The organism is Amycolatopsis sp. NPDC049253 (assembly GCF_040678995.1).
Classification (GTDB): Bacteria; Actinomycetota; Actinomycetes; order Mycobacteriales; family Pseudonocardiaceae; genus Amycolatopsis.
Genome location: NZ_JBFAQX010000021.1, coordinates 47,714 through 61,783, shown reverse-complemented (window position 1 = coordinate 61,783; position 14,070 = coordinate 47,714). Strand labels below are relative to the sequence as shown.

The following is a 14,070-nucleotide window of genomic DNA, read 5'->3' as shown; positions in this document are numbered from 1 at the left end:
ACTTTCCCATCACTGAAACGAAAAACTCAGCCTTCGGCAGCCAACTGGCCACACGCCGCCGCAATGTCCTGGCCGCGGGTGTCGCGCACGGTGCAGGCTACGCCCCCCGCGTTCACCAGCCGCACGAACTCCCGCTCCACCGGCTTCGGCGACGCGTCCCACTTCGAACCCGGCGTCGGGTTCAGTGGGATCACGTTCACGTGCACCAGCTGACCCAAGTGCTTGCGCAACCGCTTCGCCAGCAACTCCGCCCGCCACGGCTGGTCGTTGATGTCCCGGATCAACGCGTACTCGATCGACACCCGCCGACCAGACGTGTCCGCGTAATACCGCGCCGCCGACAAGACCTCATCCACCGACCAGCGGTTGTTCACCGGCACCAGCGTGTCCCGCAGCTCGTCATCCGGGGTGTGCAGCGACACCGCCAGACGCACCTGCATCTTCTCGTCCGCCAGCTTCCGGATCGCCGGCGCCAAACCCACCGTCGACACCGTCACCGAACGCTGACCGATCCCCAAACCCGACGGAGCCGGCTCCGTAATCCGCCGCACCGCGGCCACCACCCGCTTGTAGTTCGCGAGCGGCTCGCCCATGCCCATGAACACGATGTTCGACAGGCGGCCGGGTCCGCCGGGCATGTCGCCGTCGCGCATGACGGCGGCGGCGGAGCGGACCTGGTCGACGATCTCGGCCGTCGAGAGGTTGCGGTCGAGGCCGCCCTGGCCGGTGGCGCAGAAGGGGCACGCCATGCCGCAGCCGGCCTGGCTCGAGATGCACAGCGTCGCGCGGTCCGGGTAGCGCATGAGCACGCTCTCGAGCAGCGTGCCGTCGTGGGCGCGCCACAGGGTCTTGCGCGTGGCGCCGGCGTCGGCGGACAGGGCGCGGACCTCGGTGAGCAGCGAGGGCATCAGGTCCGCGACCAGACGCTCACGCGCGGCCGCGGGGATGTCCGTCATGTCGGCCGGGTCGACGGTCAGGCGCGAGAAGTAGTGGTTCGACAGCTGCTTCGCGCGGAAGGCCTTCTCCCCCAGCTCCACCACGGCCTCGGCCCGCTCGGCGGAGGTGAGGTCGGCGAGGTGACGCGGCGGCAGGCCGCGCTTGGGCGCGTCGAAAACAAGGGGGAGAGCAGTCATAACCGATCCAGTATTCCACGTCCACCGGACACGCCGTCAGCACTCCCCCGACCGTGTGCCGCCGGTCACCGCCGGCGGCCGAGACGAGGGCACGACGCCTGCGATCAAGCGGTCAGCGTCTCGAACCGCCGCAGGGTCTCGTCGCGGCCCAGCGCCTGCGTGATCGAGTGCAGGTCCGGGCTGCGGGTGGAGCCGGTGATCGCGATGCGGATGATCTGCGAGGCCTCGCGGATCGAGCCCGGGTATGCGTCGGGGTCCTTCTTGAGTTCCTTGGCGTTCTTGGCGAAACCGTGCTTCGCCGCGACGTCACGGATCTGCTGGAACCACTCCTGGCCGTCGTCGAGCTGCCGGTAGTTCGCGACGAAGTCGGAGGCGACGGCGCGCACGACGTCCGGCGCCACGCCCAGCGCGGCGATGCGCTCGTCGTCCGGGCCGGTCACGGGGGCGTGCAGCTGCGGGAAGAAGAACCCGTAGACCGCGCGGAACTCGCTCCACTTCTTGAGGTCCTTGCGCGGGTTCTCGGCGCCTTCGCGTTCGACGGCCAGCGCGCGCAGGGCCAGCTCCTCCGACGAATCGAGCACCGACAGCAGCTCCGGGTCGAAGCGCTGCGCCCACGTGCGGACGGCGGCGAGGATCTCCGCGCCGGACATCGTCGCGATGTGGTCGGCGGAGATGTCGTCGAGCTTCACGAGGTCCACGAGCGGTCCCGCGACGCCCATCTCGTCGAGGTTGATCGGCTCGTCCAGCGCCTGGGCCAGCGGCAGCTCGGCGAGGCGGCCGTTGGCGAGCCCGCGCAGGTAGTACAGGACGGCCTCGACCGGGTAGCCGGCCTCGATGTAGAAGTCGACCGACGCCTCGGGGTCCTTGCGCTTGGACAGCTTGCGCTTGCTGCCGCCCTCCTGCTTCATCAGCGGGGCGATGTGCGCGTAGGTGATCGGCTCGAAGCCGAGCGCGTCGAACAGCTGCTGGTGCACCGGCACGGACGAGATCCACTCGTCGCCGCGGATGACGAGGTTCACGCGCATGAGGTGGTCGTCCACGGCGTGCGCGAAGTGGTAGGTCGGCAGCCGCGGGCTCTGGTCTGAGCTCTTGAGGATCACCACGTCGTTGCGGTTGGCCTCGGCCTCGATCGTGCCGCGGATGGCGTCGGTGAAGCGCACGCGCGCGCCGGTGTCGTCGGGCGCGCGGAACCGCACGACCCACGGTTCGCCGGCGTCGAGCTTCGCCTGCACGTCGGCCGGGTCGGCGTCGCGCCAGATCGCCCAGGATCCGTAATAGCCGGTGGGAAGCTTCGTGGCCTGCTGGCGCGCGGTGATGGACGCGAGCTCGTCCTTCGTCGCGAAGTCGATGTACGCGCGGCCTTCGCGCAGCAGCTCCCGCACGTAGGACAGGTAGATCTGCTCGCGGCCCGACTGCTGGTACGGGCCGTAGTCGCCGCCGCGCAGCGTGTCTTCGTCGGCCTGCAGGCCGAAGTAGGAGAAGCCGCGCTCGAATTGCTCCAGCGCGCCCTCGACCTCGCGCGACTGGTCGGTGTCCTCGACGCGCACCAGGTAGCGGCCGCCGGACCGACGGGCGACGTCCTGGTCGATCGTGGCGACGTAGATGCCGCCGATGTGCACGAACCCCGTGGGGGACGGGCCGAACCGGGTCACCTTCGCGCCGTCGGGCAGCTGCCGCGCCGGGTAGCGCTGCTCCCAGTGCTCCGGCTCGGGCAGGTCCGCGGGGAACAGGGCGTCGATGACCACTCGGTCCAGCATGGGGGGTCGGGTCTCCCAGGTCGTGTCAGGGCTGTCGTTACGGGGCGTCTTCCTACTCCTTCGAGTATCTCCGACCACCGCAAACGTGCCTCGCGCAGGTCCCCGACAGTCGGCACGTTGCACTCCGACCGTTTCCGATATATCGTGAACCAGTCGCAACCGTTCGAGAAAGGAACATCGACATGAGGCACCCTCACCCCGGTGTGCGAGGCGCACACCAACACGGAGAACACGGTCGTCCCGCTTTCGGCCCCTTCGGCCGCGAGTTCGGCGACTTCGGCTTCGGCCCCGGCGGCCCGATGGGTCGCGGCCGGCGAGGCCACGGCGGTCCCGGCGGACGGCGAGGCCACGGCCCGCGTCGCGGCCGGCGCGGTGACGTCCGCGCGGCGATCCTGACCCTGCTCGCGGAACAGCCGCGGCACGGTTACGAGATCATCCGCGAGATCGGCGAGCGCAGTGGCGGCTTCTGGAAGCCCAGCCCCGGCTCGATCTACCCGACGCTGCAGATGCTGGCCGACGAAGGCCTGGTCGTGAGCAAGGACGAGAACGGCAAGAAGCTGTTCGAGCTCACCGACGAGGGCCGCGCGGCCGCGGAGCAGCAGACCGGCACCCCGCCGTGGGAGCACTTCGCCGAGGACGTCGACCCCGTCGAGGTCGACCTTCGCAAGGCGGGCGCCACGCTCGCGGCGGCGGTCGTGCAGGTGATGCGCGCCGGCAGCCCGGGCCAGCAGGCCCGCGTCGTCGACGTGCTCAACGAAGCACGCCGCTCGGTCTACTCGATCCTCGGCGAGGTCGAGGAAACCGACGAGTCGCCGGAAGAAACCGAGTGACCCGGCAGGACGAGGCCGGTGGGCTTGACCCGCGTGTGCACGCGATAGCCCACCGGCAGCGTCACCCCGGCACCGCCGGCTGTGCTGACCGTGCGCTTGTGCACTTCGGCGACGGCCCGCGCGGCGACCTGCGCGCTGAACTCGATCTTCAGCACTGACTCCATCGCGGCGTGGTCGGTGAACAACCAGCGCGTCGCCACGCGCCGGAGGTTGAAGCCCTCGCCTTCGAAGAACCGCTCGATCTCCACGGGGTCGTAGTGCGGGAGATCCGCCCGCAGCCAGCCACCGTAGGGCTCGCTCGTCGCGTCGAGGTCCACGATCAGGATCGATCCGCCGGGCCGCAGCACGCGTTCCGCTTCACGCAGCCCCGGCTCGCAGCCGGGGCCGAAGAAGTACGCCGTGCGCGCGTGGACCACGTCGACGCTCGCGTCGTCGACCGGCAGCCGCTGCGCGCGGCCTTCGCGCACGGACACGTTCGGCAGTTCCCGCACACGCTTCGCCGCGTCGCGCGCCAGCGGTGCGTGCGGCTCGACGCCGAGCACTGAGCGCGCGTCGCGGGCGAAGCGCGGCAAGTGGAATCCGTCACCACAACCGAGGTCGAGCACGTCGCGTCCGGTCCAGTCGCACTCCTCGCGCAGGACGCGCCAGATCTCGCCGTCGACGTCCTGCGCGCGGTTCTCCACCTCGTAAGCCTGCTGGTAGTACCAGATGTTGGGGCTCGGCAAGACCTCCGTCGCCCGAGACCGGCCTGTGGAGCGGGGGAACCATCGCACGAACTTCTCCAACGACGTCGGCCGCGAGCCGGTTCCGGGGTCCGGGGCTCACAGCGAAAAAATCACGGGCACCGAATAGACTTCTTGCTCACTGGGAGGAGGCCGCGATGACCATCGGTTCGGCCAGCACAAGCGCGATTCCGGCCGGCCTCCCGTGCTGGATCGAGGTGGCCTGTCGCGACGAAGCGGTGTCGCAACAGTTCTACACGGGCTTGTTCGGCTGGCAGTACGACGTGCGCCGCGACCCCGCCACGCCCACCGGCCGCTACTGGATCTCGTCGCTCGCCGGCGAGCCGACCGGCGGTCTCTACCAAGCCGGAGTGCAGACCGAGCCCGGCTGGACGCTGCACGTCTCCGTGCCGCACACCGCGAGCGCGGCCGAGTGGGTGGAGCACCTCGGCGGCCGGGTGACGCTCGGACCCGTCGCGATCCCCGAGCGCGGCAGCATCCTGCACGCGATCGACGCGGCGGGCGCGCCCGTGGTGTTTTGGGAAGCGCCGCAGGACTGGCGGTTCGTGACCGGGATCCCCAACACGTTCAGCGGCGCCGACCTCAACGCGCACGACGGCGCGGCGGCCGACCACTTCTACACCAAGCTCTTCAACTACGCGAGCCACCAGATCGGCGACGGCGAGACCGTCGACTACGCGGAATACCTCATCGAGCACACGCCTGTGCTCTACCGCTACGTGATGGGCCCGGAGTACAGCCGCGACACTCCCCCGCACTGGCTCGTCTACTTCGAGGTCGACCCGGCGCGCGGCTGCGACGCGACTGCGGGCCAGGCGCTGATGCTCGGCGGGTCCGTGGTGATCCAGCCGTACGACACGCCCTTCGGCCGCATGGCGATCCTCGCCGACCCGGACGGCGCGGTGTTCGCGGTGATCGACCACTCGCGCACCCTCGACGACGTCGGCCGCGCCGAGGTCGATGACCCTTACGACGACTGAGCCTCACAACGGCTGAGCCTCACGAAGACTGGGGCCGCAGCAACGCCGTCAGCAGGACGATCCCGCCGTAGCCCCCGGCCACGACCCACATCGCCGTGCCCGGCAACAGCCCGCCGACGAGCGCCACGCCGACCGCGCCGCCGGTCTGGCGCGCCGCGTTGAGCACGCCCGCGGCGATGCCTGCTTTGCCGGGCAACGCGTTCATGGCCAGCGACGTCATCGCGGGCATCGCGAGTGAGCAGAGCCCGAAGACCAGCGAGAAGACCACCAGCAGCACCGGCGACCGCTCGTCCGGCAGCAACGCCATCCCCGCCGCGCCGACCAGCGCCGTGAGGCTGCCGGCGACGATCGGCAGGCGCGAGCCGAACCGGTGCGTGAGCCGGCCGCTGAAGAACGCGTTGAGCCCCACCGCGAGCGTGAGTGGCACGAGGGCGAGCCCGGCGACGAGCGCGCTGAGGTGCCACACGCGTTGCAGGAACAGGGCGAGGCAGAACAGCGTGCCGTAGAGGCAGAAGTTGAACAGGCCGCCGATCGCCGTCGCCACAGCGAAGGCCCGCACGCGCAGCACACCCAGCGGCAACACGGGCACGGCGATCGCCATTTCCGCGACCACGAACGCGATCCCGGCCACGACGCCGGCTCCGACGAGCACGAGCGTGGTCGCGTCCGCCCAGCCCGCGTGCCCGGCCTCGATGAACCCGGCGACCACGCAGGCCAGCGCGGCCGTGCCGAGGACCTGCCCGACGCCGTCGATGCGGGCTTGCCGGCGCGGCGTGGTTTCGGTGACGTACCGGCGCGTCAACGCGATCGCGATCAACCCGACGGGCACGTTGACCGCGAAGACCAGCCGCCAGTCGGCCAGCCCGACCGCGAGGCCGCCGAGCATCGGTCCCGCCGCGAGCCCGACGCCGCTCATCCCGCCCCACACGCCGAGCGCGCGGGCCCGGGCGCCGGCTTCGGGGAACTGGTGCACGATCAGCGCCAGCGACGACGGCAGCAGCGCCGCCGCGCCGGCCCCCTGCACCGCGCGGGCGGCGACGAGCCACGGCAGGGAATCCGCTGCGGCACAGGCGATCGAGGCGAGCACGAACACCGCGACGCCGATCTCGAAGACGCGCCGCGAGCCCCACCGGTCCCCCGCCTCGCCCCACGTGAGCAGGAACGCGGCGAGCGCGACGGTGTAGGAGTCGACGACCCACTGCAGCGCGGCCGTGGACGGTTCGCCGAACTCGGCGCCGATGGCCGGCAGCGCGAGGTTCACGATGGTCGCGTCGAGCGTGATCATCACGAACCCGAGGCACACCGCGGCGAGCGCGAGCCGGGCCGAGGAACGTTCGCGGGTCGAAGGTGGGGTCGAGGCGGTCATGACCTCGAGTGAAACGCGCCGACGCTTCGGTGGTCCACGAACCGTTGGCTACCCCTGGGAGGCCGAAGCTCCCACCGCAGGTCCGGGGGTCGGGTGGCTCAGGGGGGTCGGGCGCGTCACGCGGGGATGAACGCGGACAGCAGCAGCCAGGAGACGACGGCCGAGGGCAGCAGCGAGTCGAGCCGGTCCATGATGCCGCCGTGGCCTGGCAGGAGCGTGCCCATGTCCTTGATGCCGAGGTCGCGCTTGATCAGCGACTCGACGAGGTCGCCCAGCGTCGCGGTGAGCACGATCGCCGCGCCGAAGACCACGCCCTGCCAGGTGTGGCCGTGGAGCATCAGGCTGATCGTGAGGATGCCGGCGACGATGCCGGCGACCATCGACCCGGCGAAGCCCTCCCAGGACTTCTTCGGGCTGATCGTCGGTGCCATCGGGTGCTTGCCGCCGAGCACGCCGGCGATGTAACCGCCGGTGTCGGAGGCGACCACGGCGATGAGGAACGTGAGGACCCGGCCGACGCCGTCCTCGGGCGTCACGAGCATCGCGGCGAACGCGCCGAACAGCGGCAGGTACGCGCTCGCGAACACCGAAGCCGAGATGTCGCGCAGGTAGCCGTCGGCGCCGCCGGGCAGCCGCCAGAGCAGGCAGGCGAGCACCGTGATGACGAACGCCGTGAGCGCGCCCGCGCGGCCGAACGGCCAGGCCAGCCAGATCATCGCCTGGCCGCCGACGAGCACGGGGATCATCGCGACCTTGATGTTCGCGACGCGCTTGAGCACGCCGGCGAACTCGAAGGTGCCGACCCCGATCGCGATCGCGATGACCCCGATGAAGATGAAGCGGACGGTGAGCAGGGAAACGATGATGGCCGCGCCGAGCACCAGGCCCACACCGATGGCCGCGGGCAGGTTGCGCCCGGCCCGGGAGTCCTTCTTGGCCGGCTCCGGCTGTCCACCCGGTTCGGGCTTGTCAGCCGGGTCCGGCTGCGGGGTGTGCTCCACCCGCTCGTCTCGTTCCTCGCTCACCTGGCTCATCAGACCTCGAGCAGCTCGGCTTCCTTGTGCTTCACCAGCTCGTCGACCTGGTGCACGTAGGTGTCGGTGAGGTTCTGCAGCTCCTTCTCGGCGCGCGCGACCTCGTCCTCACCCGCTTCGCCGTCCTTGGCGATCCGGTCGAGCTCTTCCTTGGCCTTGCGGCGGATGCTGCGGATCGACACGCGGGCGTCCTCGCCCTTGCCCTTCGCCATCTTCACCATCTCCTTGCGCCGCTCTTCGGTGAGCTGCGGGATGACGATGCGGATGACGTTGCCGTCGTTGCTGGGGTTGACGCCCAGGTCGGACTCGCGGATGGCCTTCTCGATGGCACCGAGCTGCGTCTGGTCGTAGGGCTTGATCAGCGCCATGCGCGCCTCGGGCACGTTGACACTCGCCAGCTGGTTGAGCGGGGTCATCGCGCCGTAGTACTCGACGACGATGCGCGAGAACATCGACGGGGTGGCCCGGCCGGTCCGCACCGACGTCAGGTCGTCCTTCGCGACGGACACCGCTTTTTCCATCTTCTCCTCGGCGTCGAGGAGGGTCTCGTCGATCACGGCTACTCCCGGTGTTGTGATGGTCGAACCTGTGCTGATCCCAGCAGGTCTAGGCCGACACCCCGTCGGCGGGGGTGCTGACCAGCGTCCCGATCCTCTCACCACTCACCGCACGGGCGATGTTCCCCTCGGTGAGCAGGTTGAAGACGATGATCGGCATGTTGTTGTCCATGCAGAGGCTGAACGCGGTGGCGTCGGCGACCTTGAGGCCTCGCTCGAGCACCTCGCGGTGGCTGATCTCGTGGAACATCGTGGCGCTCGGGTCGATCTTCGGGTCGGCGGTGTAGACACCGTCCACGGCCTTGGCCATGAGCACGGCTTCGCAGCCGAGCTCCAGCGCGCGCTGCGCGGCGGCGGTGTCGGTAGAGAAGTACGGCATGCCGACCCCGGCGCCGAAGATGACCACGCGGCCCTTCTCCAGGTGCCGCTCGGCGCGGCGCGGGATGTACGGCTCGGCGACCTGGCCCATCGTGATGGCGGTCTGCACGCGGGTGGGCAGGCCTTCTTTCTCCAGGAAGTCCTGCAGGGCCAGGCAGTTCATCACGGTGCCCAGCATGGCCATGTAGTCGGCGCGGTCACGGTCCATCCCCCGTTGGGACAGCTCCGCACCGCGGAAATAGTTGCCACCGCCGATCACCACCGCCACCTGCACGCCGGTGCGCGCGACCGCGGCGATCTGGCGCGCGACGGAGTGGACGACGTCGGGGTCGACCCCGATCGAGCCGCCACCGAACATCTCGCCGCCCAGTTTCAGCAGCACCCTTCGGTAGCCACCGTCGACCCGGTCACCCATCTGTGTGTCGCCTCCTGTGTTCGATGGCCGCCGTTCCCCTTTGTGAGGGTGCCGGGCGGCTGGACCCGACTGTGCCCCCGTCCCCGCACCGCGGAGACGGGGGCACAGTGGCAGAACCTAGTCCCAGTACCTCGCTCAGGCCTGGCCGACCTCGAACCGGGCGAACCGGGTCAGGGTCACGCCGGCCTCGTCGAGGAGGGCCTTCACGGTCTTCTTGTTGTCCTTGACCGACGGCTGCTCGAGCAGGACGTTGTCCTTGTAGTACGCGGTGACCTTGCCTTCGATGATCTTCGGCAGGGCCTGCTCCGGCTTGCCCTCTTCGCGGGCGGTCTGCTCGGCGATGCGGCGCTCGTTCTCGACGATCTCGGCCGGCACCTCCTCGCGGGTCAGGTACTTCGCGCGCAGCGCGGCGACCTGCATGGCGGCACCGCGGGCGGCTTCGGCGTCGTCACCGGTGAACTCGACGAGCACGCCCACGGCCGGCGGCAGGTCCGAGCCGCGGCGGTGCAGGTAGGTGGCGGTCTTGCCCTCGAACGCGACGACGCGGCGCAGCTCGAGCTTCTCGCCGATGCGGGCCGAGAGCTCCTGCACGGTGTCGATCACGGGCTTGCCGTCGAGGTCGGCGACCTTGAGGGCCTCGACGTCGCTGGTCTTGAGGGTCTTCGCGACCTCGACGATCTTCGCGGCGAGCTGCTGGAAGTCGTCGTTCTTGGCGACGAAGTCGGTCTCGGAGTCGAGCTCGATGAGCACGCCGCCTTCGCCGGTGACGAGGCCCTCGGCGGTGGCGCGCTCGGCGCGCTTGCCGACGTCCTTGGCACCCTTGATGCGCAGGAACTCGACGGCCTTCTCGAAGTCGCCGTCGTTCTCTTCGAGGGCCTTCTTGCAGTCCATCATGCCGGCGCCGGTCATCTCGCGCAGGCGCTTCACGTCAGCGGCGGTGTAGTTCGCCATCGTGTTGAATCCGTCCGTTTCAGGTACGTGTGAGGTGATCAGCGCCCGGGTGGCCCTGCGCGGGCCACCCGGGCACGGTGGATCAGGAGTTGGCCGGGGCCTGCTCGGTCACGGCTTCGGGGGCCGCCTCGGTGGCGGCCTCGGTCGCGGCAGCCGCCTCGGTGGCGTCGGCCGCGGCGGTCTCCGAACCGGCGAGCAGCTCCTTCTCCCACTCGGCCAGCGGCTCGTCCGACGCCACGCCCGGCTCCGGCTTCGCGTCGGCCGACGCGCCACCACGGCTCGAACGGGCCATCAGACCGGCGGCGGCGGCCTCGGCCACCACCTTGGTGAGCAGCGCGGCCGAGCGGATCGCGTCGTCGTTGCCCGGGATCGGGTAGTCGACCTCGTCCGGGTCACAGTTCGTGTCCAGGATCGCGACGACCGGGATGTTCAGCTTGCGAGCCTCGCCGACGGCGATGTGCTCCTTCTTCGTGTCGACGATCCACACCGCGCTCGGCACCTTGGCCATGTCGCGGATACCGCCGAGGGTCTTCTCGAGCTTGTCCTTCTCACGGGTGAGCGTGAGGATCTCGCGCTTGGTGAGGCCGGCGAAGCCGCCGGTCTGCTCCTGGGCCTCGAGCTCCTTGAGGCGCAGGAGGCGCTTGTGCACGGTCTGGAAGTTGGTCAGCATGCCGCCGAGCCAGCGCTGGTTCACGTAGGGCATGCCCACGCGCGCGGCCTCGTTGGCGATGGCTTCCTGAGCCTGCTTCTTCGTGCCGACGAACATGATCGTGCCGCCGTGCGCGACGGTTTCCTTGATGAACTCGAACGCACGGTCGATGTACGTCAGCGTCTGCTGCAGGTCGATGATGTAGATGCCGTTGCGCTCGGTGAAGATGTAGCGCTTCATCTTCGGGTTCCACCGACGGGTCTGGTGCCCGAAGTGCACGCCGCTGTCGAGCAGCTGCTTCATGGTGACGACGGCCATTGCCGGAATCACACCTTCTCTGTAGTCGCGCACCCCCGCGGTTCGCGCCCGCGGACGTGCTCGTTCGGTTTGTCGCTCGCGGCCGGGTGACCGCTCGCCCTGGTGCTCGTGCCGGCATCCGGACCCCGGTGCTCTCACTGCCGAGAACCCCAGGGACCGCCGGGCGCCGTGCGACTCCTCCGTCCGGGCCTCCACTGGTGTTTCAAGCGGAACCGTCCGGGGCCGCGCGCACGAGCACGCGAAGTCAGCCCAGCGAGTGGGCTGCGGGAAAGATTCTACCCCCTGCCACCAGGGGCGCCCCCACCGGCAGCGCTCCCGCCCGGCGGAGTTGTCCACAACTCGGGCCACCTGTGGATAACTCGCCTTGTTGGCAGGGTGCCGGTCCGAGGGTGCCGCATGATCGAACCCGTGACGACGACCTCGTGTTCCCCGCCGCCCTCTCCGACGCCGCGGCCGCGCTTTGCGCTGGGGCGCGGCGCTTTGCGGATGCTGCGTGTTTTGCGGTTTTCGGGTGGTGTGGGCGCTTCTGGTGTGCTTGCTGATCCGGGGGCTGCGGGTGTTCTGGGGGTTCTGGCCGCTTCGGGCGCCTCGGATCCTTCAGGTGACTCGCGCGCGGCGGGTGGCCTGTGTGGTTCGGCCGAGCTAGGTGCTTGGGGTCCGCTCGGCCGGCCGGATGCTCGACGTGCCGTGGGTGCTGCGGGCGCCCGAGGGGCGCCTTGGGTTTCCCGGCTCGCCTTGCCTGACGGCTCTGCCTTGTCCAGCGGCTCCGCCACGCCACGCGACTCCACCTCGCCAGGCGACTCCGCCACGCCACGCGACTTCGCCGCGCCGGGCGGCTCGGCCTTGCCGAGCGTGTCCGCCTCGCGGGGCACGTTTGCCTTGTCCAGCGGCTCCGCCACGCCACGCGACTCCACCTCGCCAGGCGGCGCCGCCTCGCCGAGCGCGTCCGCCTCGCGGGGCACGTTTGCCTTGTCCAGCGGCTCCGCCACGCCACGCGACTCCGCCACGCCAGGCGGCGCCGCCTCGCCGAGCGCGTCCCCCATGTCCAGCGGCTCGCCCATGCTGGTCAACACTGCCATGCCGGGCGACTCCGCCTTGCCAAACGAGTCCGGCATGCCGGGCGGCTCTGCCATGCCGGGCGGCTCTGCCTCGCGGGACGTGCATGCCAGGCCCGGCGCCTTGCCGAGTGGTTCTGCCTCACCAGGCGAGCCGGCCTTGCCAGGCGAGTCCGCCATGTCGGGCGTGCCTGCCATGCCGGGCGTGCATGACTCGCTCCCCGGACCTCTCTTGCTCCCCGGACCTGCCTTGCTCGGCGGCGCTGCCCTGCCTGACCGGCCTGGCCCCCCGGCGCGGTCCGGCCGGCCGGCGCGGTCCGGCCGCGATGCGTCGCCGAGTCGGGGCGCGGTGGCCGCCAGGCCGGTGCTGCCCGGAAGGCCTCGGCGGGGCCGCCACCGGCGCCCGGCGCCGCCGTTGTGGATGCGGTGGCTCGATGTGCTGCGCCGGGCGGCGGGGCGGACCCGGCTGGTGCTGGGTGCGGCGCTGGTGCTGCTGGCCGTGGTGCCCGGTGCGTGGGCGGGGCGGGCGTTCGCGGATGTTCCGCCTGCAGCGGGGGCCGGCGCGCAAGCGGGGCGGTTGGCGTGGCCGCTCACACCCCGGCCGAAGGTCACCCGGTTCTTCGAGCCGCCCGCCACGGTCTACGGGCCCGGCCACCGCGGCGTCGACCTGGAGGCTGCTGCGGGGCAGCAGGTTCTCGCGGCCGATATGGGCGTGGTGATCTTCGCGGGCGAGGTCGGGGGCCACGGCGTCGTCGCGGTGGATCACGACGGGGGTCTTCGCACGACCTACCTGCCCCTCACGCCGTCCGTGGCCGCCGGCGACCAGGTCTACCGCGGCCAGCCGCTGGGCACCGTGGCCGCCGGGCACCCCGGCTGTCCGACCGCCGCGTGCCTGCACTGGGGCGCCCGCAAGGGAGAGGAGTACATCGATCCGCTGGCGCTCGTCGGCACGCCGGGCCGAGTCCGGCTTAAACCGTGGGCCGACCCGCGGTAATCAGGTGCTGGGCTGCTCCGTGAGCTTGGCGCGCAGCCGCATCACGGCGCGGGTGTGGAGCTGGCTCACGCGGGACTCGGTGACGCCCAGGACCTTGCCGATCTCGGCGAGCGTGAGGCTTTCGAAGTAGTAGAGGCTGACCACGATCTTGTCGCGCTCGGTCAGCTGGGCGATGGCCTCTGCGAGCTGGCGGCGGTTGTCCTGGTCGACGAGGACGGCGACGGGGTCGACGGCGCCGTCGTCGGGGAGCGTGTCGACGAGCGAACCGCTGTCCTTGCCGGCCGCGACGAGGTCCTCCAGCGCGACGACGCTGGTGAGCTGGAGCTGGCCGTAGAAGTCGCGCAGGTCGTCGAGGCCGATGTTGAGCTCGGTGGCCAGCTCGGCGTCGGTGGGGGTCCGGTGCAGGCGCGCACCGAGGCGTTCGAGGGCGCGCTCCGCCTCCTTCGCCTTGCTGCGCACGGCCCGGGGCACCCAGTCCTGGGAGCGCAGATCGTCGAGGATGGCGCCGCGGATGCGCTGCATCGCGTACGTCTCGAACCGCAGCCCGCGGGCGGGCTCGAACTTCTCGATCGCGTCGACGAGGCCGAAGATGCCGGACTGCACCAAGTCGCCCACGTCGACGTGCGTCGGCAGGCCCGTGCCCACGCGGCCGGCGACGTACTTCACCAGGGGCGCGTAATGCAGCACCAGCCGGTCGCGCGACACCTGGTCCGGCTTGTCGGCGAACTGCTGCCACAAGGCCTGGATGCCCGCGTCGACGTCATGACCGGGACGCCCGTCCTCGCTGACGGCGCCCTCGCCTCCGGCAGTGCTCACCCCGGCGTCCGTGACTTGCGGCGTGGAGGTCATTGCACGGTCGTTCTCGGCATGCGGCTCAGTATGGTCTCCGTGCTCGTGCGGCTGCGCGTGC

13 protein-coding genes are annotated in these 14,070 nt (G+C 70.6%); 3 read left to right on the top strand and 10 right to left on the bottom strand.

What is annotated here, in order from left to right; genetic code table 11:
• Positions 1–26 precede the first annotated feature (26 nt).
• Entirely contained in the window at positions 27–1,133 is a 1,107-nt protein-coding gene (rlmN, locus tag AB0K15_RS34375; RefSeq protein ID WP_364060077.1) for a 23S rRNA (adenine(2503)-C(2))-methyltransferase RlmN, read from the bottom strand.
• A gap of 104 nt (positions 1,134–1,237) precedes the next feature.
• Entirely contained in the window at positions 1,238–2,890 is a 1,653-nt protein-coding gene (locus AB0K15_RS34370) for a glutamate--tRNA ligase family protein (protein ID WP_364060074.1), read from the bottom strand.
• A 182-nt stretch (positions 2,891–3,072) separates the two neighbouring features.
• Here AB0K15_RS34370 and AB0K15_RS34365 point away from each other — a divergent pair, with 182 nt between their 5' ends.
• On the top strand, positions 3,073–3,720 hold the full coding sequence (locus AB0K15_RS34365) for a PadR family transcriptional regulator (RefSeq protein ID WP_364060071.1): 648 nt from the start codon (positions 3,073–3,075) through the stop codon (positions 3,718–3,720).
• On the opposite strand, the gene AB0K15_RS34360 is transcribed toward AB0K15_RS34365, so the two are convergent.
• Positions 3,663–4,493 carry a class I SAM-dependent methyltransferase gene (locus AB0K15_RS34360; protein ID WP_364060068.1) on the bottom strand — a complete coding sequence of 277 codons (831 nt, stop codon included), beginning with the start codon at positions 4,491–4,493 and terminating at the stop codon, positions 3,663–3,665. The genes AB0K15_RS34365 and AB0K15_RS34360 overlap by 58 nt on opposite strands.
• 107 nt (positions 4,494–4,600) lie before the next feature.
• Between AB0K15_RS34360 and AB0K15_RS34355 the strand changes: the two genes are divergently transcribed.
• Entirely contained in the window at positions 4,601–5,443 is an 843-nt protein-coding gene (locus AB0K15_RS34355; protein WP_364060065.1) for a VOC family protein, read from the top strand.
• A gap of 19 nt (positions 5,444–5,462) precedes the next feature.
• Here AB0K15_RS34355 and AB0K15_RS34350 read toward each other — a convergent pair whose 3' ends face one another.
• The 6 genes from AB0K15_RS34350 to rpsB all read right to left on the bottom strand — a co-directional run bounded on the left by AB0K15_RS34350 (position 5,463) and on the right by rpsB (position 11,111).
• A complete protein-coding gene (locus tag AB0K15_RS34350; protein ID WP_364060062.1) occupies positions 5,463–6,809 on the bottom strand; it encodes a DHA2 family efflux MFS transporter permease subunit in 1,347 nt (448 codons plus the stop codon).
• Between the two features lie 116 nt (positions 6,810–6,925).
• Entirely contained in the window at positions 6,926–7,843 is a 918-nt protein-coding gene (locus tag AB0K15_RS34345; RefSeq protein WP_364060059.1) for a phosphatidate cytidylyltransferase, read from the bottom strand.
• Positions 7,843–8,400 carry a ribosome recycling factor gene (gene frr, locus AB0K15_RS34340; RefSeq protein ID WP_364060056.1) on the bottom strand — a complete coding sequence of 186 codons (558 nt, stop codon included), beginning with the start codon at positions 8,398–8,400 and terminating at the stop codon, positions 7,843–7,845. Before frr ends, AB0K15_RS34345 begins: the two co-directional genes overlap by 1 nt.
• Before the next feature lie 49 nt (positions 8,401–8,449).
• Complete coding sequence (pyrH, locus tag AB0K15_RS34335; RefSeq protein ID WP_364060053.1) at positions 8,450–9,193, bottom strand: UMP kinase; 744 nt, start codon at positions 9,191–9,193, stop codon at positions 8,450–8,452.
• A 135-nt stretch (positions 9,194–9,328) separates the two neighbouring features.
• Positions 9,329–10,144: a translation elongation factor Ts gene (tsf, locus tag AB0K15_RS34330; RefSeq protein WP_364060050.1), complete on the bottom strand. Its 816-nt coding sequence runs from the start codon at positions 10,142–10,144 to the stop codon at positions 9,329–9,331.
• Positions 10,145–10,226: 82 nt separating this feature from the next.
• Positions 10,227–11,111: a 30S ribosomal protein S2 gene (gene rpsB / locus AB0K15_RS34325; RefSeq protein WP_360600020.1), complete on the bottom strand. Its 885-nt coding sequence runs from the start codon at positions 11,109–11,111 to the stop codon at positions 10,227–10,229.
• A gap of 1,476 nt (positions 11,112–12,587) precedes the next feature.
• Between rpsB and AB0K15_RS34320 the strand changes: the two genes are divergently transcribed.
• A complete protein-coding gene (locus tag AB0K15_RS34320; protein WP_364060047.1) occupies positions 12,588–13,160 on the top strand; it encodes a M23 family metallopeptidase in 573 nt (190 codons plus the stop codon).
• Here the strand turns inward: AB0K15_RS34320 and AB0K15_RS34315 are convergent, their stop codons facing one another.
• Positions 13,161–14,009, bottom strand: coding sequence for a FliA/WhiG family RNA polymerase sigma factor (locus tag AB0K15_RS34315; RefSeq protein WP_364060044.1), 849 nt, complete (start codon positions 14,007–14,009; stop codon positions 13,161–13,163).
• Between the last annotated feature and the right edge of the window lie 61 nt (positions 14,010–14,070).